Source organism: Paenibacillus sp. FSL R5-0475 (genome assembly GCF_038004585.1).
Lineage (GTDB): Bacteria > Bacillota > Bacilli > Paenibacillales > Paenibacillaceae > Paenibacillus_AQ.
On the sequence record NZ_JBBORK010000001.1, the window covers coordinates 3,746,462 to 3,771,010 of the forward strand.

Annotated in this window: 12 protein-coding genes; 3 read left to right on the top strand and 9 right to left on the bottom strand. The window is 45.4% G+C overall.

Features of this window, described 5'->3' with window-relative positions:
* Nucleotides 1-33 precede the first annotated feature (33 nt).
* Nucleotides 34-2,217, bottom strand: coding sequence for an alpha-galactosidase (locus tag MKX41_RS16850; RefSeq protein WP_340972020.1), 2,184 nt, complete (start codon nt 2,215-2,217; stop codon nt 34-36).
* A 267-nt stretch (nt 2,218-2,484) separates the two neighbouring features.
* Nucleotides 2,485-4,950 carry a beta-mannosidase gene (locus MKX41_RS16855; protein ID WP_340972023.1) on the bottom strand — a complete coding sequence of 822 codons (2,466 nt, stop codon included), beginning with the start codon at nt 4,948-4,950 and terminating at the stop codon, nt 2,485-2,487.
* Between the two features lie 131 nt (nt 4,951-5,081).
* Between MKX41_RS16855 and MKX41_RS16860 the strand changes: the two genes are divergently transcribed.
* Nucleotides 5,082-5,933 (top strand): helix-turn-helix domain-containing protein, encoded by an 852-nt coding sequence (locus tag MKX41_RS16860; protein ID WP_339243035.1) that lies wholly within the window; start codon nt 5,082-5,084, stop codon nt 5,931-5,933.
* Between the two features lie 68 nt (nt 5,934-6,001).
* On the opposite strand, the gene MKX41_RS16865 is transcribed toward MKX41_RS16860, so the two are convergent.
* From MKX41_RS16865 to MKX41_RS16875, 3 genes are all read right to left on the bottom strand, one after another.
* Complete coding sequence (locus MKX41_RS16865) at nt 6,002-7,615, bottom strand: extracellular solute-binding protein (protein ID WP_188114672.1); 1,614 nt, start codon at nt 7,613-7,615, stop codon at nt 6,002-6,004.
* Nucleotides 7,616-7,752: 137 nt separating this feature from the next.
* Entirely contained in the window at nt 7,753-8,643 is an 891-nt protein-coding gene (locus tag MKX41_RS16870) for a carbohydrate ABC transporter permease (protein WP_042190738.1), read from the bottom strand.
* Between the two features lie 27 nt (nt 8,644-8,670).
* Nucleotides 8,671-9,627, bottom strand: a complete 957-nt coding sequence (locus MKX41_RS16875) for an ABC transporter permease (RefSeq protein WP_094876932.1) — start codon at nt 9,625-9,627, stop codon at nt 8,671-8,673.
* 227 nt (nt 9,628-9,854) lie between these two features.
* Between MKX41_RS16875 and MKX41_RS16880 the strand changes: the two genes are divergently transcribed.
* Nucleotides 9,855-11,609 carry a cache domain-containing sensor histidine kinase gene (locus MKX41_RS16880; RefSeq protein WP_340972030.1) on the top strand — a complete coding sequence of 585 codons (1,755 nt, stop codon included), beginning with the start codon at nt 9,855-9,857 and terminating at the stop codon, nt 11,607-11,609.
* A gap of 396 nt (nt 11,610-12,005) precedes the next feature.
* Here MKX41_RS16880 and MKX41_RS16885 read toward each other — a convergent pair whose 3' ends face one another.
* From MKX41_RS16885 to MKX41_RS16895, 3 genes are all read right to left on the bottom strand, one after another.
* Nucleotides 12,006-16,814: an S-layer homology domain-containing protein gene (locus tag MKX41_RS16885; RefSeq protein ID WP_340972034.1), complete on the bottom strand. Its 4,809-nt coding sequence runs from the start codon at nt 16,812-16,814 to the stop codon at nt 12,006-12,008.
* Nucleotides 16,815-17,100: 286 nt separating this feature from the next.
* Nucleotides 17,101-18,642 (bottom strand): response regulator, encoded by a 1,542-nt coding sequence (locus MKX41_RS16890; RefSeq protein ID WP_340972036.1) that lies wholly within the window; start codon nt 18,640-18,642, stop codon nt 17,101-17,103.
* A 227-nt stretch (nt 18,643-18,869) separates the two neighbouring features.
* Complete coding sequence (locus tag MKX41_RS16895) at nt 18,870-21,194, bottom strand: glycoside hydrolase family 95 protein (RefSeq protein ID WP_340972039.1); 2,325 nt, start codon at nt 21,192-21,194, stop codon at nt 18,870-18,872.
* Between the two features lie 253 nt (nt 21,195-21,447).
* Here MKX41_RS16895 and MKX41_RS16900 point away from each other — a divergent pair, with 253 nt between their 5' ends.
* Complete coding sequence (locus MKX41_RS16900) at nt 21,448-22,317, top strand: helix-turn-helix domain-containing protein (protein ID WP_076284717.1); 870 nt, start codon at nt 21,448-21,450, stop codon at nt 22,315-22,317.
* A gap of 71 nt (nt 22,318-22,388) precedes the next feature.
* On the opposite strand, the gene MKX41_RS16905 is transcribed toward MKX41_RS16900, so the two are convergent.
* On the bottom strand, nt 22,389-24,449 hold the full coding sequence (locus MKX41_RS16905; RefSeq protein WP_340972043.1) for an alpha-galactosidase: 2,061 nt from the start codon (nt 24,447-24,449) through the stop codon (nt 22,389-22,391).
* Nucleotides 24,450-24,549: the final 100 nt, after the last annotated feature.

Sequence of the window (24,549 nt, forward strand, 5' to 3'; positions counted from 1 at the left end):
AAGGAGCAAGCCAGTGGCTTACTCCTTTTCTTATTAAACCTCTTTGAGTACAAATAATAAGCTTTTGAAATCGCCCTCAAGCTGTGGAAGTGAGAGTCCGAAGTGCATCAGCTCATCCCCTCTGTACACTTCACCGTTAAGCTCAAGTTTGTAGTTCTTAGCTGGGTCGAGTCCTTTCAACCGCAATCTGCGGAGAGGTGCATTAGGCTCGGCCAGAACTCTGAAATACGTGGCAAAAGCTTCTTTTTTATCATCCGAAACAAACATCCATGCAGTCTGATTCCCCTCAAATGGACTGAGCAGTCGATAGAAATCACCGAACTGAATCAGCATTCTCAGTTCCTTGTACTCAGAAACCTGCTTACGGATATCTTCGCGTTCAGCTTCAGTTAGCTTGGTCATATCTAGTTCGTAGCCGAAGTTACCAGACATCGCAACATGACCGCGTGTTTCGAGTGGTGTGATACGGTGCACCTGATGGTTAGGAACAGCCGATACGTGAGCACACATAGAACTTGCAGGATACACCATGCTTGTTCCATATTGGATCTTCAATCTTTCAATCGCGTCCGAATCATCACTGGTCCAGGTCTGTGGCATATAGTACAGCATTCCCGGATCATATCGTCCGCCGCCGCCGGAGCAGCTCTCGAACAAAATATGAGGGAAACGGGTGACGATACGCTCCAGCACATCATAAAGTCCAAGAATATAGCGGTGAGCCGTTTCGCGTTGACGTTCCGCTGGCAGAAGAGCAGATCCAATCTCCGTCATATTCCGGTTCATATCCCACTTCACATAAGTAATCGGAGCCGATGACAGCACGGAGCTAACCGAATCAACGATATAATCACATACATCCTTACGGGATAAATCCAGAACGAGCTGCTGGCGAGCTAACGTTCTTTTGTGACCTGGTACATGAAGACACCAGTCCGGATGCTCACGATAAAGATCGCTTTCTGGCGATACCATTTCCGGTTCGAACCATAATCCGAATTCCATGCCCATTGCCGTAATATCTTCTCCAAGTTTTCCAAGACCTTCAGGAAGCTTGCGGCGATCCTCTACCCAATCTCCGAGGGAGCTATCATCATTGTCTCGTTTCCCAAACCAGCCGTCATCTAAGACAAACAGTTCAAGTCCGAGATCTTTGCCTGCTTGAGCGATTTCTTTGATTTTATCTGCATTAAAATTAAAATAGGTAGCTTCCCAGTTGTTGATGAGAATAGGGCGCTTACGATCACGGAATTCGCCTCTGCATAACCGGGTCCGATATAGGCGGTGATAAGTCCTTGATAATCCCCCAAGCCCTTGACTGGATCTTACCAGCACAGCTTCAGGAGCCTGGAAGGATTCCCCAGGTTCAAGCAGCCATTGAAAATTAAACGGTTGAATGCCGATCCCCACTCTGGAAATACCGTATGGATCCACTTCTGCTTGCGCAAGAAAGCTTCCGCTGTACACAAGGCTGAACCCGTATACTTCACCGTGGTCCTCTGTTGCATCTTTTGCAAGCAAAGCCATAAAAGGATTCTGCGTGGAGCTACTCGCGCCGCGCTTACTGTCAATTCGGTGGATACCAGGTACAAGCGGTCTTTTATAGATATGGCGTTCTCTCGTCCAAGTACCGGATAATTGCAGCATGTCATAATCGGAATCATGGAAGTCAACATTTGCGCTTAACACACGCTTCAGCACCACATTGTCCTTACCTTGATTCTCAATCCGCACAGAACGTGTGATCACATCCTGATTATTAAACACGGTGTAGCTTAATACAGCAATCAGTCCACTTTTGTCATCCTGAAGAAAAAGCTCCAGTGTCTCTGCTTCTTCTTCACTTTCAACATAAGTGGAAGGCAGTCCCTTTAACTCAGGTTTTCCTTTATTGATCTTATAGCTCTTATAAAGGAAATCCGTAACGGTCGTACCGTCTACCAAATGAACCTCAAGCGCTGGTTCCCGGAAATCACCATTCCCATAAGACGGAAATTCACTTGGAATAGTGTCGAGGGAGATTCTCTTGTCCTCCATTGTGTAGGTCGGGCTAAAAGAGCAACGTTCCACCAAATTCAGCGGTTGCACAATTCCTTCTAATTTAGGACCCCAATAGACATGCGCCGGAAGCTCACCTCTAACGACTTCAATAACGTAGCTGGATTGCTCAGACTGTAAATGAAACACCTTGCGGCTGTCATCATAATAAATACTCATAATATCCTCCTACTCTTCTTATCAGATCTTGTTGAAATATAACTGGCTTAATTTATCTTGTTGTTTGAAGTCTATTTTAAAGATAATTGGAAGGGGATACAATCTTAATATCTATACCTTAAGTAGTAAAATATTGATCTATAAAAAATTCAATTTCATGTTATTAAGCTTTGCAAAACAATAAATGATTATTAGCGGCTATAGTAAAAAAAATACATAAAAAAAGAGGCCCCAAGTTAAGGGCCTGCTTCCCGTGAATCTTCCTATTTAAATATCAAATACGGAGCGTACAGTAAGCTGTGCACGAAGTTCTTCCGCCGTAGCTGGCTGGTCGAGATCTTTTTTAGCGATGGTAATGGTCCTAGTTGTACCACCCGACATATCAAAATAGTTGTCGCTGAAGATAGCATCTCTTTCCTTGAAGTCTAGGCCGACAAAACGAGCATACGCCGTAGCCTTCACAGTAATGACGAATTGTTCTTCTTCCTCTGTAAGTATGGCTTCAAGCTCAGGGTCAACGAAGCTAAAATGCTTCGGCTTAACAAACAGGACCGTTCCGCCACTCTTTGTCTCGCCCTCTACCTCAAAAGAATATTCCAGATAAGTCTCACGTTTCTTCTGTTTCGAATCCAGGATGCGGCCGAAATCAAGCTGTTCGAACTCAGCAGTACTTAACGCGGCAATCTCCACTGGCTTTGTGCCTTCCAGCAAGACCTCCGATGCCCGAGTGAGCAGTCTCCAACTCAGTTCACCAATAACTTGTTCTCTGCTTTCGTTAGAGACATGAAGGGAGACCTTCGTTCCTTCGTCATGGGCAGAAACAAGAATCGGCGCGAAGAATTGTTTAGCCGCATAATGCATAGCCTTCCACCGGCCAAAATAGTCGATACTGGACCAAGAAGCTACCGGCCAGCAGTCGTTCAACTGCCAATACAACGCACCCATACAGCGACCTCTATGTCTGCGCCAGTGCTCAACGCCGCAGCGCATCCCTTCTGCTTGGATCAACTGCGAGGCATATAGAACAGACTCAAAATCTTTCGGATATTTGTAAGTCTCCCCGATATAGTAGAGAATTTTCTCATTCCCGGTATTGTTCTTCTGATGGGACTCCATGACATAAGAGAAGATATTGCGATCCTCCGGCAGCGTAAACGACTCGATGGTCTTCAAGCCCGGAAAAGACTGCAATCCGAATTCAGACATATAGCGCGGATATAGCTTCCGGTAATCGGTAAACGGTTCCTTCCCATGCCAGACCCCCCAGTAATGCATATCTCCGTAATTTTCGTCATTTGGCTTGTCAAAGCTACCCTTGGAGGAGGGTGAAGCACGCCAATAGAAAGTATTCGGATCAATTTCTTTAGCAATTGCCGGTAGAAGCACCTCATATTGCTTAATATAATCTGCCTTAAGCTGCAGTGAGTAATGCTTCTCCCAGTCCCATTCGTCCCAAGCCAGCTCCTGCTCGTTGTTGCCGCACCACAAGCCTAGCGAAGCATGATGGCGAAGACGTTTCATGTTATCGATGGTCTCGTGAGTGATATTCTCCTCGAAGGCTTCCGTCAGAGCATAAATGCCGCAGGCATACAGATGATCCTGCCAGACAATGAGGCCATATTCATCGCACAGATCATAGAAATAGTCATCCGGATAATACCCGCCACCCCATACGCGAATCGTATTGAAATTGGCAGCGACACAGCTTTGGAGCAAGCGATCCGTGCGATCCCTAGTCACGCGAGGTAGAAGATTATCTTCCAGAATATAGTCGGCACCTGTAGAGAAAATGAGCACACCGTTGACTTCAAAAGCAAACGATTCTCCCCACTGATCTTCTTCCTGCTTCACAGTAATGGTTCTAAGTCCAATCCGCAATTCTCTACGATCTAGCTCCTGCGCTTTTTCCTCAATTACAACCTCTACGTTATACAGTGGCTGAGCACCGAGATTATTCGGCCACCACAGCTCTGGCTCCATAATTTCCAGTGCAATATGATGATCCGTTCCAATCATTTCAGACACACGATGCTCAATGCACAGACCCGCTGGTGGGTGAACTTTAACCACAATTTCTCGATCAGCCGCTTGCCAGCTCTCTGTTCTAACTCGAACATCCAGCATGACCTTATCCTTCTCATGGAATTGAGTAATATAAACATCATCAAGGCGAGCACTGTTGTAACCCTGAATAGAGAGACTACGCCAGATTCCTAGATCGGGTAACTTTGGACCCCAGTCCCAGCCGAACATGGAGTGTGCTTTGCGCAGATGCGATATCCCCTCTACCGCATCAGCACATCCACTGAGCGGCAATTCTGCTTGCTTCCGTAGAGTGAATTCTACTGGGGAGCGAAAAATGGCGTGGATAGTATTATCACCAGGCGTCAATACAGCCTTGATATCCACTTCATACGTCCGGTGCATATTGTCACTGTTCAGAATATTAGTTCCATTCAGGGAAAGCTCACAAAGCGTATCCAACCCTTCACACAGCAGAAATACTCGGTCATGCTCAAGTACGCCTGCTTCCAGCTGAAAACTACGCTTATATTCGTAATCGTAATTGGACAGTTCCAGAACCTCATACTCCTGCTCGCGGTAGAACGGATCTGGCATTTCACCGGCATTCAACAAATCATGGTAGACAGAGCCTGGCACGCTGGCTTCCAGCCATTTCGGTTCATGAAGCCGTTTCATTTTCCATTTTCCGTTTAGATTGATAAGTTGCATATTTTCGCCTCCACAAATGTGCTATTTTAACTTCTTGTTTTAAAATCTTAACAATAATATGTATACATTTCTTCTATTGTGTTCGCAAAAATAGTGTGCTATTTTAACATCACTAACACTGGAGGAAAAACATGATCAAATACACCGAGGCAAGCCATATAAACCCCGAATTGCTAGCTGATCCCTTCTGGGTAGAATCTCTGAGTCAGGTATCCCCAGAACATACGCATGATTTTTATGAATTTTTCATACTCACTGAAGGCCGATGCCGGCATATCGTCAACGGGGCTGCCCAGCTTCTTCAATCTGGCTGCCTTGTCTTCATCCGGCCCGATGATACCCATCGCTATGAAGCTGACGGGGATAGCGATTGCCGCTTTCTGAACATTCCCTGCCGAAAAAGCCTCATTAATGATGCCTTTAGTTACCTGAATGAAGAAGAATTCCTGCACGGGCTATTACATACTCCGCTCCCTAGAATCGCCATGTTATCTCAAATGGAGATGGATGATTTCATTCGTTCTTTCGAACGCATCCGAATGCTTTCTACCTTAGACAAAGTAAAGTCCAGGATTTATCTGAAAGGAATACTCGTAGATACACTTACCCAGCATTTTTTCTCTCCAGAAACCATCGAGCAGCCAGAATTCCCACTGTGGCTCGAACATGCCGTTTCCAAGATGCATCTAAAAGAAAACTTAAACAAAGGCCTTCATGCCCTGTACGAGTTATCGGGCAGAAGCGCCGGTCATGTCAACCGGGCCTTTCGCCAGTACTTGAACCAGACACCAACAGAATATATCAACCAACTTAGGCTCAACGTGGCACGTAATCTGCTACTTACTACAGAACTACGTGTGGTCGAAATTGCTCTGGAGTCCGGCTTTGACAATGTCAGCCATTTCTATCATCAATTCAAAAAGTACTATCACCAGGCCCCGCTGGATTTCCGCAAAAATGCGCATGCTAATAGACTAGTTTAATTAACATTTGAAAACATAGAAAAAGGCTCCCCCTCTGCCTGAATGCAGAGAGGAAGCCCTTACAATAATTATTTTGAATTCCACAGCTCCATACGCTCTGCGTACTTTTGGTTAATGATTTCTTCTACTTTCTCATCCCCAGCCTTTTTCATTTCCGCAAGCATCTTATCGAATGTCGCGTTGGCTTCGGCTTCAGTAGGAGCAATGATTACTCTCGTAATGCTTTGATCCATAATATCTTTTACCTTCTGTGCAGTCAGTGCTTCAGGTGTTCCGCCATCAGGGCTCAAGTTGTCATATGCCGCTGTATCCCATACGGAATCCCCAAGACTCTTGATTGCCATCTGATCTACTTCACTGCGTTGATATTTAACGGCCATATCGTAAGGCTGTTCATTTGCATCCAGACCATTCTTGATAAACCACAACCATTTGCGGACACCGCTCTTCTTGACTGTGTCGTCCCAGTTTTCCTTGAAGCTATCCAAGAATGCAGGGTCCGGTTGTCTCTTGCCATCCACCATGGTGTATTGAACGCCTTCTTGGCCCCACAGCAGCAAATGCTGTCCTTCATCACTTGCCAAGAAATTGAACAGCTTCATTGTTTCTTCAGGGTGCTTGTTGTTCTTCGTAATAGCGATAGCATCCCATCCAAGTGAGCTTCTTGGTCCAAATGTCGTTTGGGCAGGGTCTACTCCAGGGGCAACAACCTTGTATGGGAAGAGCTGATTATCTTCTCCGCCATCCTTCTTCAAAGTTCCGTTCCCGTTACCTGGATCCCAGTAAGCACCTGGTGTGGAGAATACTGCGCCAGTAGCCAGCTTTTGAACCCAAGTTTGCGTTTTGCTAATCGCAAATTCCTTCTCAATCAGACCTTCTCTGTATAATTTATTTACGTAGAGCAACATTTCACGATACTTTGGATCCTTAACATCATATTGCAATGTTCCATTGTTATCATAGTAAGTTTTCAGACCCCACATGCCTTTGAATGTTCCAAGGTTGGCGCCCATATTCTCGCCGTTCATGGTCATTGGAATGGATTCTTTTCCATCAATCGTCTTGTTTTTTGCTTTAAAATCCTTCAAAATCGCTTCTAATTCATCTGTTGTAAGCGGTGCTCTGCCATCTGCTTTGTCCGGAGCCAGATCTGCAAGCAGATTTTTTCTCATCAGCATCCCGAAGACTGGATCACTATCTAGTCCATACCAGTTAGCCAAGTAATAGTTCTTTCCGTCTTTATAACGAGTCTTGGTCAGTGTGTCGCCATACATTTCCTTGATATCAGGGCCATTCTTCTCAATCAATTCATCGAGTGGAATGAAGGCACCGCTTGTGATGTATTTATCAAGTGAAGCATCCCCACGGCTCATCACGACCACATCTGGATAGTCACCGCTGGCAAGCATCAAGCTTAGCTTCTCTGTCGGATTTCCTGTTGGCTGCTGAATGGAGATCTCAATGCCAGTCTTTTTAGTGATTTCTTGGGCGACAGCATCAGTAAAAGGCTCTCCCTTAGTATTCGAATCAAACCATGTAAGTGTAATCGGCTCTTGTTTTGTATTGTCTCCAGCCGCTTTGTTTGTATTGTCTGTTCCACCATTAGAGCCACAGCCCGCTAATAGTGAAGCAGATAATGCAGCAGTTATACTTACGCTCAACAATTTGTTTTTCTTTATCATAGACACCCTAATTCCTCCCATTAATTAAGTTACGTCACAAGTCTATCAAGCAACCAAGCAAGTCTATCCGCTCACCCCCCTTCAGGGCCGCCAGCTGGACAACTCCTCTCCGGCTGGCGTTCGGTTATTTAATCATATTAACTCTTAACAGCTCCCAAAGTCATACCCTTAACAAAATACTTTTGCAGGAACGGATATACTAGAACGATAGGCAATGTTGCAACCATCGTCGCTGCCATCCGGATCGTATCGCTTGAAACAGCATTTCGCTTGGCGGAGTTTGCCAGCATTTGCGATTGCGACACCATACCTCCGGTCTGGAATTGACTCAGTATTTTGACGAGGACAGCTTGCAAGGTCTTCAGGTCTGAGCTGTAAGTAAATGCATAGGAGTCAAACCACGAGTTCCAATGCGATATTGCCTGAAAGAGGCCCACCGTAGCGAGTACTGGTGTTGTTAACGGCAGTACAATCCGGAAGAAAATCATTAAATCATTCGCTCCATCTACCTTCGCTGATTCCTCAATCTCACCAGGCAATCCTTCCATAAAGGTACGGACAATAATCATATAGAAGACATTCATCAAGCCTGGCAGAATAAAAACGGAGAAAGTGTCGATCATATTCAGGGCTTTAAGCACCATGTAATAAGGAATTAGCCCGCCTCCGAAATACATCGTAAAGACGAAGTAAAGGTTCCAGCCCTTGCGTCCCATCAAATTCCGCCGGCTTAGCGGATAAGCAAGCATCGTAATTACAAGAACAGATAGTGGTGCACCAATTACGGTCCGTTTAACCGTTACCCATATCCCGTTCATAATTTCGGTATCTTTCAAAATTTGTTTGTAGCTATCAAAGGTGATATCTCTTGGCCAAAAGTAGACGCCGCCACGAACAGTATCCTCAGCAGCATTTAATGAAAGAACGAGAATATTCCAAAAAGGTAAGAAGGTAACTAGTAATACAAGGATAAGAATCAAATATACAAAACACTTAAAGATATGATCTCCGTATCTGTTCAAAAACATCTCAAGCGCTCCTCTCCATTTTGTTATTTAGAACAACGCTTGGTCGTTCACTTTTCTAGAAATTCGATTCACGATTACAACAAGAATGAAGGCAATAACGGATTTGAATACCCCCACGGCAGCCCCGTATGAGAACATGCTGTTTTGTAACCCGTATTTGTATGCATAAATATCGATAACTTCCGAGTACTCAAGTACAGTGTTATTTTGCAACAGATATTGTTGTTCAAAGCCGGCATTCAAAATCCCTCCGACTGCAAGAATGGCCAATATCACAATAGTTGGACGTAAAGCAGGGAGCGTAATATTCCACATTTGCTTGAATCGGCTAGCTCCATCTACTCTTGCGGCTTCGTAAAGCTCCGGATTAATAGCGGATATTGCAGCTAGGTACATAATGGCGCTAAAACCCATTTCTTTCCACATATTAGATAAGGCGATAATCCACCAGAATAAAGGTCCGTTTTGTAGAAAAGCTACCGGTTCGTCAACAATCCCGAGCGTTACTAGAAGATTGTTGAACATCCCATCGGAAGCTAGCAGCGTAATTACAATGTTAGCGGCGATAACCCATGAGATAAAATGCGGTAGATAAGAAACCGTCTGCGTAAAGCGTTTGAAAAATCCCTGTTTGGCTTCATTCAGCACAAGCGCGAGTATGATCGGCGCAGGAAACCCGAATAACAAGGTCAAGAGGCTTGTCGCAAGCGTATTACGCATTACACGGTAGAAGTCTCCTGTGGTAAAGAAATATTCAAACCACTTAAAGCCAACAAAGTCAGCATGGAAAAATTGTTGAAAAAATGTTCCTCCACCCGGTTGATAGTTTGTAAATGCCATATACATACCAAACATAGGTCCATAGGAAAATAGCAATGTCGCAATTATGGCAGGGAGCATTAGCAAAAATAACCATTTCTGCTCTTTTAATCTGTACCAAAAATTATTGCCCCTGACTGTTTTGATAGCGCTTGCTTTATGCATCAAATACCCTCCCTTTTTATTTAGTGCAGCATGCCCTGCTACATCTCGATTCAGCTTCTCTCCTATTTATCTTAAGTCCGTATAGGGCTCCTTTCTATACTTCAATCCTCCGAATGATAGCGCTTTTTAAAGGAGTTTCTGAACATTCGAGCATTGGATTTCGATATTCAGTCTGATATGATAAACTTGGCTTTCCGTGAATTCACAGTAAAGAAGGGACTTCTACGATGCGTCATTTTTACAAAAAGTATATTTATATGCCTTTTATCGACCTTAGCTTTCGCTCCAAGCTATTCCTCGTGTTCGTTCTGGTCACCATTCTTCCAATGATGCTTTTTGTCTATTTTTCATTCGAACTTACAAAATCAAAGCTGACCGATCAAATCTACATCAATATGATGAATTCAACGGCCCAGATCAACAAGAACCTGGAGAACAAACTGGACAGCTATGAGCATATTTCCGCTTCTATTTACTTGGATAATAGGCTAGCCACTTACCTCACGAGCGAATATCAAGATGATCCATCTTATCTAGACGTCTATCAATATATTGGCAATCGTATAGACACGGTAATGGCTGCCTATCCCGATTTTGGTAGCGTTTTCATTTATTCCGACAATCCATCACTGCCCAAAGATAATTACTATATCAAGCCGGTTACACCCGAAGTGAAGGAGACAGAGCTGTACAAGCAGCTGATGCAGTCTCACGGGAATATTATTCATCTGTCCTCACCGCAGTCACAAGATAATCCCGCAATGTTTACACTGGCTAGGTTACTGAACAATAATCGCAACCAATATCCCTACGGTATTCTGGTCTTCGAAATATCCGAATCGGTGATCTATTCTTTAATGGAGAAAGAAGCAGGCGGCAAAGATATTTTTATCGTTAATGACAAGGGCCTTATTTTATCAGCCGCCGACAAACAATTATTAAATACAAGTCTGCCGGAAATGCTTGATCAGAACTTTGATGAATTGCCTTCTGGCAGATTTGATACTACCTATAAAGGGGAAAAGGCTTTCGCCGTCTATAACACGCTCACAAATGGATGGAAAACCGTCTCTATATTCCCTTATGACAGTATCATTCAGGATGCAAAATCACTGTCAGAGCTCATCATCAAAATTTCTTTAGGCTTTATAATCGTCGCATTATTGCTGATTTATATTACTGCATCGATGTTTAGCAAGCGTATCCGAATGTTAATCCGAATGATCCGGCGGCTAGAACGTGGTGACTTCAACCCTACGAATGATGAATACTTAGGTAATGATGAGATTGGCCAGCTTCATTTTGCCTTCAAGCAAATGACTACACGCTTAAAAAGTCTAATCACCGAAGTGTATCAGAAGGAGCTACAGAATAAGGAGGCAGAGCTTGACCTGCTTCAAGCCCAGATCAACCCCCATTTTCTGTACAATACACTGGGCTCCATTTCGTCTCTTGCCCTAAAACATCAAGATACTCGCATTCAGGATTTGGTGCTTCATCTCGCCAAGTTTTATCGCATCTCCCTGAATAAAGGAAAGAGCATCTTAACTATTAATGAAGAATTGAAGCTGACGCAAAGCTACAATGCCATTCAACTGATCCGATTCAAAGGACAACTGAACATCACCTACAATATTGATGAAGCGATCTTACCTTACTCTACAGTCAAGCTAGCCTTGCAGCCTTTTGTAGAAAATGCGGTGCTTCATGCGGTGTGGAATCAGGAAAGCCCGCTAAATATTCATATCAAAGGCATAGTCGAAAATAGTGATATTATTCTATCTGTAATTGATGATGGCATGGGGATGAGTCGTGAGACACTTCACACTTTACTTGACGATAAACCCGGGCGAGGTTATGGGATTTCAAACGTAGATCGACGGATAAAACTGAGGTTTGGTGAGCATTACGGCGTTACAGTGTTTAGTAGGCTCGGAATAGGAACCACTGTGCAAATTCGTTTGCCGCAAAAGGAAATGTAAGGAACGACGCATCTGAATAACGGCAAAGCTTATTGAGAAATCAGAAATATTGATTAACAATTAGGGAAATCCTCCCTGAAATTTGGCGATTTTTGCTCATTATACTGATAATCAGGGAAATCCTCCCTGATTATTTGCTGATTTGGAGGTGAATTCAGAATTCGCCCGATTATTAGGGAGGATTTCCCTAATTACATCGCATCCAAGAATTTTTTGGCTATTTTTAGGGAGATTTTCCCTAATCGCTCTCACCTAGCCTAGTTACCACGAGCTTGCCACGAGCCCCTCGATATAACCATTATCATTTTAATAAAGCTTCAGTGAACACCAAAAACGAAGGAGCTAAGCATCTAGAGATTGCTTAACTCCTTCGTTCATTTGTATATTTGCAATATTTTACTTCATAATCAAGTTATAAATCACTTGGGTCGCTTCTGCTCGGGAAGCGATCCCTTTTGGTGCAAATAGACCTTCATTTTGACCTTGAACCAGTCCTAGGCTGGCTGCTCCCTTTACAGAAGCGGCTGCCCAAGAGGAGACCTGCTTCATATCTTTGAATGTCACATCAGTTGAAGCAACAGTTACTTTGCCATTCTTCAGCTCATAGGCTTTCATTAACATGACCGTGATTTCTTCACGGGTAATCTGCGCAGCCGGCTCGAACTTGGTCGCACTTCTGCCGCTCACGATGCCCGCCTTGTAAGCGATAGAAATGGACTCCGCGTACCAAGCAGACGGTGCAACATCAGCAAAGCTAACATCCCCCCTTGTGGTCAACCCAAGGGAATGAACGAGCATAGAGGTGAACTCGGCACGCGTAATCGCACGGTTTGGTTCAAACTTGTCTTTGCTAGTCCCTTGAACATACAGCTTCGCCGCCAGCTCTTGGATTGCAGGACTAGCCCAGTGATTGGCTGGCACATCGACAAAGGTCCGTTTGAGCTCCAGCACAGCATATTTACTGAAGTGGTTAACTTGTGCTGTCAATACACCACCAGCATAATTCGCAGAGATATATTCCAGCTTACCGTTATCCGCAATATAGTAAATGCCTCCACGCTTGGAATCAAAGCCTTCTCCCACTGTCAGGCTTAGCGTAATGGGTTGATCGAACGCAGAAAGCGTTTCTGTTGTGCCAGCTTTCGTGGTCACCGACAGACTGAACTCATAGATATCACCCATGAGCCTAACCTGTGCTTGAGTAGTTCCCTCCGCTGCAGCAATGATCTCATTAGCCTTGCTGCTGAGTGGTACTAATTTCAGGGTTATCGTGCTATCATCCCGCTGACCTTCCGGTAGCTTGCTCTGCAACTGGCGGAGCAGATCCGCAGGCACCTTCATGGAGAACTTACCGGACTTCAGAACCAGCGTGTGATTCGCCAACTGGCGAACTACATCAGAGGATAATTGTATCTGTTGTGTATCTCCCTTAATCTCCACGATGACATTACCAGATGCACTATCCACTTTCAGCATCTCTGGTGTAAGGATTAGAGTGCCCGCGCCATTCTCTTGATCTACAATGCTACCAGGAGTACCGTTGTTGTTACCCGGATTCGCAGGGACTTCAGGATTTCCCGGTTCTACAGTGGAGGCTGCTTTGACTGTAACTTCTGCCGTAGCTTTGAAGCCGCCGTCTGCTGTTTCCACAGTAATTGTGGTTTTCCCAGCATTTACAGCCGTTACCGTTCCATACACTACGGTAGCTACAGACGTATCGCTCGAAGTCCAGTGTACTGCTTTATTCGCCGCCTCTTCCGGAGATAGCGTAGCCGTCAACTTTCCGGTTTCACCAGCGGTTAATGTTAGCTCTGTCTTATCTAGCGATACACCTGTTACTTTCTTAGGTGCAGCTGTCAATTTTACCAGTTTCGATTCTGTCGGCTGCAAAGACAACGCGAGTGTTCCTGAAATAGTCGAAACCTCTCCCGTCCATAGGTCTTGCATCGTGTACGAATCCGCTGCGTCCAGTCCGGCTCTACCAAGATTCACCGTTTTGTCTGCAGAAGCATTGGCGCTGTAGTTGAATACAGCCAGATAATAATCGTTGCCGTCTTTCATCACAAAAGTATCCGCTGCATTTGCATTCGTATTTCCTTCCAGCGGCTTGAACACTTTTCCTTTTAACGCTAATTCGAGAACATCCTTGTTGTTAAACAAGGCAGTCATGTACTCCTGTGCCTTTGGATCGTTAACATCATCAGAGCCGAGAAGTACGGTACCGGCGATAACGCCAGAGTTCATTCGACTGCGAGCTTCAGTTAAGCTGGAAGCGCGGGCCAACGCCAAATGATCGGGATCCGTATAGGTGTAGATCGTGCCATTTTGCCAGAAGCCATAAGTTAACGAATTCAGCATGTACTCCGTTTCATTGATCTTGCCGTAGGTGTCGCAGGAAATACGTCTGCTGTGTGCATATTGGCTTGGAAAGATTGGCGCAATAGATGCGCTAATGAACATTTTTCCATCCAAACGATCTTTCACATAACGCATTCCTTCATTGTAAGCTTGAATACCTGTCGTTACGGTTGGATCGAAATGTTGTCCCTCAAGCGAACCGTGCGTCAAGAAATCCAATTTGATGAAGGTAAAGCCCAGATCCTTAAATTTGTCCAAAAAATAATTCATGCGCAGTTTAGCACCTGGATGTGTCACATCCAGAGGAAAAGCCCCATCCAGCGTCGGCAGCGGTTTACCCTCGGCATCTTTGAGGACAATATCGCCATACGTATACTTATTGTCGGTACCCTCTACCGGCTGGCTCATATTGTTGCCCCAATATACAAATGGTGCCCAATAAATACCTGCATGCTGACCATTGCCCTTAATTACTGATACAGCGTCAGCAAGCTGTTTATCATTCAAATTGTCCCAATAGGAATCCATATTAATAAATACATTACCGTTATTATTGAAATCATTTAGGTGCTCCTTATAATAATTGGAGACATCCACAACGTCTTGGTATGAAAGTGTACCTTCGTAAGCTCCCCAGCTGTTAAAACCAACAGGTACGCCTTGCGGCAACTCAGGATTCAGCAACAGTGGAGGTGTGATGATCGCATTAGCTTTTCCGTATTCCTCGAGTCCTGTGCGGTAATCACTGAATGCCCCCACCATAATCATCGGCGAAGACAACTCTGCACCTGTAAGCATGCCATGAGGCTGGGTATCCCGTGTAACGTCACTGGCTGCCCCGCCATAAACCGCTAGCTCATTCAGCCGATTAGAAGATCCTTTCCAGTCGATCCCGGTCTTCCACGTATCATGAGTGACCGACCCAAGCACAAGACCGCTGCGTGTCGAGTTATTAAAGATAGTCGTCATTTCATAGCTGGTATCCGCACGGTTCATAGATTGAGATTTATAACGAATCCAAGCATCATTGTCAAAAGGAACGGTTAGTACTCGGTTATCTGCACTGGCACCGATATCCACTCCACCTGAACGTTTTACGGTAATAGGTGACATATAATTAGTCTGTAGCACCGTATCGCTAATGGCATCCAGACGAGTTAAGAAATACTTCTGATCGTCATAAAACTTGTAAACCTGTTTGAGCGTTGGCTGTCCAGCTGAGGTGTGAACAAAAGTAAGCTCCACTCCTTTGCCAAAGCCATCCTGAATTTCTACTGGAGCACCAGCACTTGCATGATTCTCATAGCTTGTAGTCTCAACGAGAGTATCACCGAGTTTGATGCTGCTATAGATTCCTTGCAGCTTCTGACCATCCGTCCACTTGTAGCTTGCGTATCCAGACTTAGTATTAAAGGAAACCTCATATTGTCCATTCGATACGAGCGTTCCATAAGTATATTCGGTAACGGTGATGGCCCCGTAGTTAATCGAAGTCCCTGGTGTCCCCAGATCACCATCCTCTTCAACTGGAGGATTAGGATCTGTACCCAATGCCGGTTCTACAATAATTCGATCCAGATCTGGCGCGTACCAGTTGCCGTCTGAGAATTTGATTGTATTCTCGCCTTCGTTCAGGGGCAGTGTAAGCTCATATGTGAGCGCCGTATCCCAGTCTGGTGTCTTTGGCAGTTCATAATACTGCTCTGCCCCACCATTAGCGCTGACGTATAAGCTGCGCGGGTCACCTGAGAAATAAGCTACCGTGATCCGATAATCCCCTGTCATCGGAGCCGTAATCTTATTGAAAGTTAAGGAACTGCCGCCATTCAGATACCCTACCTTCTGTCCACCGGAAGCATTCGGGCTATCGCCAACTCGCGCTTCTCCAGTTAAATCATTAACCGGAGACTCAGCTTCATAACTGATCGTATACGGAATGACTTCAATCCGGTCGAAATCTGGAGAGTACCAGTCATGATCCGAGAAAGTGATCGTGTTCAGCCCTTCCTGCAAGGAGGCTTCTACATCATAAGTTCCTACCGTATCCCAGCTTGCTGTCTTTGGCAGATCAACCAATTCATCCAGTCCATCATTCACCTGCATATAGACAGGCCGCTGGTCACCGGAAATATAGGAAATACGGATCAAATACGTTCCCGCTGCCGGCACAGTGACATTTGTGAACTGTAAAGTACTGTTTTTATTCATATCCTTTACAATTTTCCCACCGGAACCAACGCTGCTGTCCGCTATTTTGGCGTTGCCTGTAATTATATTTTCAGGCGCTTCAGCTTCTATGATTGCACCATGCAGCTTCTCCTTCCAGTCGCCTCCAGATCCTTCACCTGGGTCGCTGTCGTCCAGTCCATGAATTACGATCTTGTCGATGTCTGGAGTATACCAGTTGTTGTCATCAATCAGGATGCTGTTCTCTCCAGCATTCAGCGGAAGTGTCACATCATAAGTTCCCACCGTATCCCAATCCACTGTCTTGGGTGGTTCTTCAAACTGCTTATCGCCGCCATTGGCACTGATATTGAATGGCCGCGAATCGCCAGAGATATAGTACACTGTAATTTTATAATTCCCACTCTCACTTACAGTCACATGATTGAACTGCAAAGTGCTTCCTTGATACATGCCTCCGACTTTCTGCCCCCCGGAAGCCGCTGGGTGTTCAGAAATAGAAGCATTGCCAGTCATAGCATTTCCATCGGCTTCAGCTTCATAGGTAGTATTCTCCGTATCATCGGCATAAACCGTACTGACAAACTGACCGCCACTGCCTATTACCAAGCAGATGATGACAAAGAACAAAAATCCTCTTTTCATTGCTTTCCCAAACATTTAATCCCTCCGTTTGTAGGTCTCCTTGCACTTTTGTGATATTCGGGCTATATCTGTCCATCAAGTCATCAAAAGAGTTGATTAAGAAGCATCTTGAAAGCGCTACCGATTTTCGATGAACTAAAACGCCTTTGATTGCCTTGATGAATGAAGCCCCTCACATGTGCTAGTTATAATACATGCTTAATTGTAAAAAGCAGAGGGATTAATATCCATATCGCAAGTTTACTATTCGTAAGGGAAAGTAACTTTATTTCCTATTTACTGAACCGAAGCGCTGGCACAATCATAGACTCTTCCTATACTCGTTAGGTGTAACTCCTTGGTTCTTCAGAAATAGGGAGATAAAATAAGACGTGCTTTCGTAACCGACTCTTTGAGCGATATCCTGAATTTTGAGCGAGCCGTCAGCCAGCAACTCTGTAGCCTTATCGAGCCGGATACGTGTTAAATAATCGTGAATCGTGATACCAGTCTTGTCTTTAAAGATGGAGCGTAAATAGTTGGGCGACAAATAAACCTGATCAGATAAGCTATTGATCGTAATCGGCTGATCAAAATTCTGGTCGATCATACTGCGAACCTTGTGAACTAGCTTCGTGTTTTTGTCCATAAGCCGCTCACCCAGCAAGCTCATAGCATTGCCTGCAGTGCCCAGGATCAAATCCTCAATCTCATTTAAAGTCAGTGCATTATAGATGGAATGATATAACTCCGCCCGTTTAACCCCCTCAGGAACAGGTTGATGCAGTTGCTCCAGCAGCTCGTCGACAAGATCAATCGCCCAATCGCAGATATTTTTTTTCTTGATTCTTAGTGTGGCTAGCCCCTCGAAATACTGATGCAGCTTCTGTGCGGCTTGCTCAAAATCTAGCTGATTGATAGCTTCAAACCACTCTTTTCTATTAAAAGGTGGCACATGCTCACTATCAAACTGGTTTGAAATCGCCAAGGCATGAATAATTGAACCCGTACCTTTATAGAAACGCTCGTTTAGGATTTCACGCGTCTGCTTATACAGACAATGAACCTCCGTTAATTCGGTTTCCTGTGCACCGACTGCTGCCGTCACTGTGAAATCCAGTCCACTTCGGATAGCCGCGGCCAAATCCTCCCACGCATAATACCCAGGCTGTTGGCGTGCCTCCATAAACACACCTACCTCCCCATCTTTGTAAGGCACAAATACCGTCTCTATATTCTTCGACTTGAAGAAATGATCCAGAAAAGCTACCAACCGGTTCTTACAATCCTCCAGACTCTGCTGTTCCCCCTCTGCCTCAATCGGATCGATACTGAACAGCGCCATTGCGTAGCGATTCCTCTCAGACTCACGGGTAAGCTTGCAATAGCTGGTCGCCAGATCAGCGGCATGTTCCGTATTTTTTTCATAGGAAAGCTCCTTAAGAAGGTTCGTTTTAGCCGCCTCCATGGAACGTTTCTTCATTTGAACTTCCTCACAGCGCTGCTTCACCTTTGCGATAACGCTTCCAATTTCATTCAAGTCGAGGGGCTTCAGTAAATATCCAACAGCACCTACATTTAGAGCCGATTTTACATAGTTGAATTCGTCATGCCCAGTCAGGAACATTAACTGCATCCAGTCATAGCTCTCATGTATTTTTTTAGCCATTTCAATACCGTTCATAATCGGCATCTGGACATCTGTAAGAATAATATCAGGTCTAATGGCCTCTATCTTCTCTAGAGCCTCTCTACCATTACTCGCAGTTCCGACGACATAAATACCCATTTCTTCCCAGCGGATATAATCTCTCATCATCTCAAGGCCTATTTCTTCATCATCAACTAGAAAAATACTATACACTGATGTCCCCTCCTCTTTGTTGTCTGCATCTGTTTCTTCTATTATATTCTTTTCCCCTTAGGCTACTATGATCCAAATAAATGAAAGTTATTTTCAGGCATAAATCGTTAATTTGCAGACATCGGCAAAAGGGCTATCCGGTCCATAACAGACCGGATAGCCCTTTAATCATGCGCTAATAACCCAGCATAATTAAAGCGGGGGTTCATATCACCCCCGCTGAATCATTATACCAACTCTAACTGACTGTTAAAATAGTAGCTTCCTCCTATTTCTCCTTGAACAGTAGCTCTTCTATCTCCCAACCGAAGTGTCACGGTTCCTGGCGAGTAGGTACGGATCGTAGCTTCCACTAATTGACCATTGTCCCAAGCTACATCAACCTCAGCATTTCCTTTGGCCCGCAGTCCAGATACCGATCCTGTACCCCATGCTTTTGGAAGTGCAGGCAGCAGATGAATCTCACCCTCATGGCTTTGCAGCAGCATCTCGGCAATAACAGCCGTACCCCCGAAATTCCCATCGATCACAAAAATATTGCACTCCGCTCCTCCAATGCCCGATTTGGAAAAGCTAAATAAATTATCGAAACTGAGTCCACCAATCAAATGAGAAATATGATTAAAGGCCTTTTCCCCATCATACAATCTGGCAAAGCCGAGACCGAACAATGCTGCGGTAAATTCCACATCCTCCAGTTCTTCCTGAACCATCCGGTTCTCAAGTGTTACTCTCACCGCAGCGCTAAGTTCAGGTGTCTTACTTGGTGTGATCTGATTACTTGGATATACCGCGAACAAATGGGCCAAATGCCGATGCTCCGGCTGCGCTTCCTCGTAGTCCTCTAGCCACTCTTGCAGCTGTCCTCTCTTGCCGATCTGAAATGGTGGCAGCTTGGATATCGCTTGCTCCAGCTGCTCCTGTAGTTCCTCGTCCGTATTCAGTAGCTTCGCAGACTTCAAACAAAACTCAAAAAGGTCTTTCACCAGCATCTGATCCATAGTGGTACCCATAGACAGCTGCTGTGCCCCATCGCTGCTATCCGTAGGATAGAAATGATTCTCCGGCGAGTTCGAAGGTCCAGTCACCAACCAGCCGTATTTGGGATGAATGGTCATATAATCTAGGAAGAATGCCGCTGCTTCTTTTAGCACTGGATAGGCCTGTTCCTCCAGAAATAGACGGTCCTGACTGTATTCATAATGCTCCATCAGATGCGTCGCAATCCATAGTCCACCTGTAACGTTTAGCCCCCAAGATGTCTCCCAGCCCGGAGCCGTGAACCCCCAGACATTCGAGAATACATGTGCTACCCAGCCTTTGCTGCCATAGAAATCGCGAGCGCTTGCCTTTCCAGCATGAGATAAGTCCTCAATATAGCGCATTAACGGTAAATGACTATCCCCAAGATTTACGACTTCCGTCGGAAAGTAATTCATTTGGGTATTGATGTCCAAATGATAGTCACAGCTCCACCCCATACGGCAAGCCTCACCATCATTCCATATTCCCTGTAAATTCAGCGGTAACGGGGAGTCTGCACGTGCTCCAGCAATAGTCAGGTAACGTCCGTACTGCAGGAACAACGCGAACAACTGCGAATCTTCCTCCTGGCCCTGTGCCAGTAATCGAATACGTTGGTCAGTCGGCAGATTCACCTTCCCAGTGGTACCTAATTGGATATCCACCTTACCATATTCTTGCTCATAATCTTCGATATGATCTTTTTTTAACTGCGCATATCCTTTAATCAAAGCCTGCTGTAATGTGCTGCTGCTCTCCATTTCCCACTCCGAGTTACTACGGTTGTAATCGGTGCTGACGGCAAAATAAATTCGCGCCTCATTGGCTCCCGCAATTCTCAATTGACCGTCCCCTCTGTACATCGTACCACCGGAAATGCTTACCTTAATTTGTCCCTTTGCCCATACCCCGCAAGTGCCGTCACTATGCACATTCTCTGTGGCTTGTCCTCTGAATTCAATAGTGTCGTCATTCACGACTTGAGTCGTAAACGACTCTGAACCACCCTCCAGACCGATCGTAAAGGATACACCTCCCGGTTCATCGCTCCAAATTCTTGAGACCACCAGATCATCAGCATGGGAGGCAAAAATCTCACGATGCAGCGTTGTTCCTCTACTTTGAACCACTGTCTGAGCCACCGCACAGGTCAAATCCAGCTCTCGCTCGATAGCCGCTGCTGACCCGGAATCCGTGTCCTGTTCTGCAAAGTCAATGACAACCTCGCATAAACCAAGGTTCGTACCGAAATTTCGTTTCTTCGGCTGCAGATGTTGTTTGGCTAGACGGTCACCTTCATTATAATCGCCAGCAAAGAAGTACTTCCGCATCTCTTCCAGCGCAGCTTTGCCTCCGAAAGGAGCAGGCTCTGACTCAGCTTGACCCGACCAGTAGGTAACCTCGGTCATGTTCCATACCTCACGATACGGAGCAGCTATCACTACTGCACCTATTCTTCCATTGCCCAGTGGCAATCCTTGTGACCAATCCGTTGCAGGGGTAGAATACCATAATCTAAAATCGCTCATTTTATTTTCTCCTGTCCATAGTAGAATCTGTGCAAGCGCGATAACCCTCTAAAAAATGTTGTTAATTAATCCGCTATATAGTGTAAAACTATTCATAACTCCATCTCTTTCAAGATGAATCACACTTTCTTAAACCTATCCAATATGTTGTGGATTCATTGTATTTATCGTATCATTTGAATGAATCACTGTCTTTGTTGGCCTGTTCGATTATTTGACGATTTGTACGGTAAGAAAAGAAAAGAGGGGCCGAATGAATAAACTATCTGAAATGACTCCGTATGTCGGCGCAATCATGCCTTATGTGTACGACGGCAGCAGCAATGAGCATCTGAGAGTCGGTAATGCATACGCATTCCACTTGTTTACTGATGGCCCCGGTGAGATGGAGATCGACGGAATACGTTATCCGATTGAACGGAGGACACTTGTCTTTCTCCGTCCCGGTCAGCCCCATGCTTTTCATATCATGCCTTCTCATCCACTGTCGTCCTACAACATCTATTTTGATTTATGGGACAACCGCTCTCCAGTATCTAATAACCTTTCATTTATCCATGCCCCTGAAGTCTTACAATTTGAAAAAAAAGCCACCGAAGCACCCTGTGCCGAGCTGAACGAGTTGCCTTGCGTATTTCCACTAGCTAAATATCCCCTGCTATACGATAGTCTTGTGATGATTGCCAAGTCTTACAATGACGCGCTGTTCTATCGTAATGAGACGGCCAATAGCTATCTGTACGGCTGGATCTTGAGCTGGTATAATGCCCTCCATCAGCATCAGCCAAGTGATTATCGTATTGTCCGCCTGCTGGAATATTTGAACACCCACCCCGAGCGTGGTAAGTCTATCGAAGATTGGGCACAGTTCTGCGGGCTCAAGCGGACATATTTCCATGAGCTGTTTCTACGGGAGACCGGAATGACGCCACGCGTCTATCATCATAATTTAGTCATGAGGCGGGCGGCAGGATTGCTTCTGGAGAGTGAGCTTAGTGTGACTGCGATCGCTGAGAAGCTGGGTTATCCTTCCATCCATCCTTTCTCCAGACATTTCAGTACCTGCTACGGCATTAATCCCACACAGTACCGCCTTAATCCCCAAAGCCGAATACGAATGTAAGACTCCAACAAAAAAGAATACGCGCTATCCGCGAGAAGCGGTTGCGCGTATTCTTTTTTCAATGTGTATAATCAGTTGGCTTTTGCCGTTAATTTGAAGATTTTAGACTCTGCCGGTTCGAGCGTAACTACAAGCTCTCCCGCTGTTTCCCCTTGTGTGCTTTCCCATAGATCAAGCAGTTGGTAAGCTGTTTGACCCTTCAACCCTGCACGCTCCAAGGAGATAGATTTATGAGCAGAATTCGCAGCATCATAGTTAAAGACAGCAAGATAGAATACATCATCTTCTGCATCTTCAAGTACGAAAGTATCGGAAGCTTGCTTACCAAGATCCCCTTCGACAGGGTGGAAAGTCTTCCCTAGGCGGGCGACATCCATAATCTCTTTATTGCCCAGCCACGCTTTGGCCCGTGCGGCTGCTTCTTCTTTTCGGAAATCATCGCCTAGCAGAAGTACCGTTCCAGCGATGACCGAAGCAGTTAGTCGGCTCCGTCCTTCATGCCAGCCAGTGGCATCTTGGTTGTGGCTCTTGTAGAGCACGGAATGATCCGGGTCATTGTAATGGTACAAGGTATGACTCATCCACCAGCCATGTGTCAACGAATTCAGCAAATATTCTGTATCGTGCAGTGTACCAAAGACGTCACAGGATACCCGGCGGCTATGTGCAAATGCATAAGGGAACAATGGCGCGATGGATAGATTGATAAAGAACGGCCGACCGATCACCTCTGGTGAGAGCTTGTTCTGCAAGTAAGTCATCCCATAGTGATATGCCGCAATTCCCGTCGTAATTTCCGGATTGTAATGTTGCCCTTCCAGTGCACCATGTGCCAAGAAGTCTAGCTTGACATACTCGAAGCCTTCCGAGATAAATTTATTCGTGTACCAATCTATTCTTTGCAGGTTGCCTGGATGTGTCGGGTCAATGGCCAGCCCTCCATCAACATCCGGCAAAATTTCTCCTTCGCTGTCTCGCAGCAAGATATCACCATAAGTGTATTTGCCGTTTGTACCTTCCACGAGATCTCCAAACTGAGCCGGACTTCCCCAGAAGGCAAAAGGCGTCCAGTAAGTTCCCGGTCTATGACCGTTCTCCCGAACCAGGTCCAGTGCATTCTTCATTTCTTCTGGTGTGAAATTATCCCAGAAAGCATCAAAGTTGATGTACAGTGTGTCCTCATTCTGGAATCCTAGCGGCTGCACTTCATTTTTCAGAAAATTACTGGTGGACGTATACAGATCGTAATCAAGCTCAGCCATTGCCGCAGACCAGCTATTCCAGCCGATAGGAACGCCGCCATCCCATGACAGAGGAGCCTCTATCCAGGTATTAGCCTGACCGTACGCTTCAAGCCCTTTTCTATAATCATCATAGAACCCTACGAAAACGAGCGGTGACTCTACTCTTGTTCCTTTCACATAACCATGTGGCTGGAAATCGCGGGTCATTTCACTTACAGCGCCGCCGTAAAGATCCAGCTCCTCGATCCCTCCGCTCCGTTCGCTTTTGATACGAATCCCTGTCTTCCACACCTTGTGCGTAATGGAACCCATAATAATTCCCTGCCGGCTTTCCGGCGCGAACAATGCAGTTACTTCATAGCTTTCCGTATCCATCGGCGGCTTCACTACTGTATATCTGACCCACTTGTCGTTGTCGTACGGCACACGCAGAATGCTTGGTTCTTCGGGTTGCCCTGACTCCCCGCCAAGTGACACCGATTTGGTCTGAAGGACAGCCATCCGGTTTGCCTTGATCTCTTCATCGCTTGCGATTACGATTTGCATCAATACAAATGATGAAGATTCATAAATATAGAAATGCTGCTCCAGCTGTGGCAGCAGGGACGTTTCGTGCAAAATGACTACGTGAACACCTTTTCCAAAGCCCTCACGAACTACCACTTCCTGAGACTTCAGTGTGTGGCTCTGATAATGTTCAGTGTTATATTCCCGACCTTGCCAGCGGAATGCACTGCGAATCCCTTTTACATGAGAAGTGTTTCCGCGGGCAACGGATGCTTCACCCGTCCCGAGATCAATCTCTAGATTCACCTCATCATTGGTTACACGGATAAGAGATGCTGTGTCCGTATTCACTTTTACCGTTGTAGCACTATCAGTTAGCATGATTTGCCTCCTTGTTACTGCGTTTTGGACCTTGAAGGCGGCAGGCTCTGTACCTGTGTCCCCCAAGTATGCCCTCATTATAAAGATCAGATAAAGCGTT

Excerpts from the sequence above, each read along its gene's own strand:
- MKX41_RS16900 (WP_076284717.1), top strand. The coding sequence starts at position 21,448 with ATGAATAAACTATCTGAAATGACTCCGTATGTCGGCGCAATCATGCCT.
- MKX41_RS16850 (WP_340972020.1), bottom strand. The coding sequence starts at position 2,217 with ATGAGTATTTATTATGATGACAGCCGCAAGGTGTTTCATTTACAGTCT.
- MKX41_RS16895 (WP_340972039.1), bottom strand. The coding sequence starts at position 21,194 with ATGAGCGATTTTAGATTATGGTATTCTACCCCTGCAACGGATTGGTCA.
- MKX41_RS16860 (WP_339243035.1), top strand. The coding sequence starts at position 5,082 with ATGATCAAATACACCGAGGCAAGCCATATAAACCCCGAATTGCTAGCT.
- MKX41_RS16870 (WP_042190738.1), bottom strand. The coding sequence starts at position 8,643 with ATGTTTTTGAACAGATACGGAGATCATATCTTTAAGTGTTTTGTATAT.
- MKX41_RS16905 (WP_340972043.1), bottom strand. The coding sequence starts at position 24,449 with ATGCTAACTGATAGTGCTACAACGGTAAAAGTGAATACGGACACAGCA.
- MKX41_RS16865 (WP_188114672.1), bottom strand. The coding sequence starts at position 7,615 with ATGATAAAGAAAAACAAATTGTTGAGCGTAAGTATAACTGCTGCATTA.
- MKX41_RS16855 (WP_340972023.1), bottom strand. The coding sequence starts at position 4,950 with ATGCAACTTATCAATCTAAACGGAAAATGGAAAATGAAACGGCTTCAT.
- MKX41_RS16885 (WP_340972034.1), bottom strand. The coding sequence starts at position 16,814 with ATGTTTGGGAAAGCAATGAAAAGAGGATTTTTGTTCTTTGTCATCATC.
- MKX41_RS16880 (WP_340972030.1), top strand. The coding sequence starts at position 9,855 with ATGCGTCATTTTTACAAAAAGTATATTTATATGCCTTTTATCGACCTT.
- MKX41_RS16875 (WP_094876932.1), bottom strand. The coding sequence starts at position 9,627 with ATGCATAAAGCAAGCGCTATCAAAACAGTCAGGGGCAATAATTTTTGG.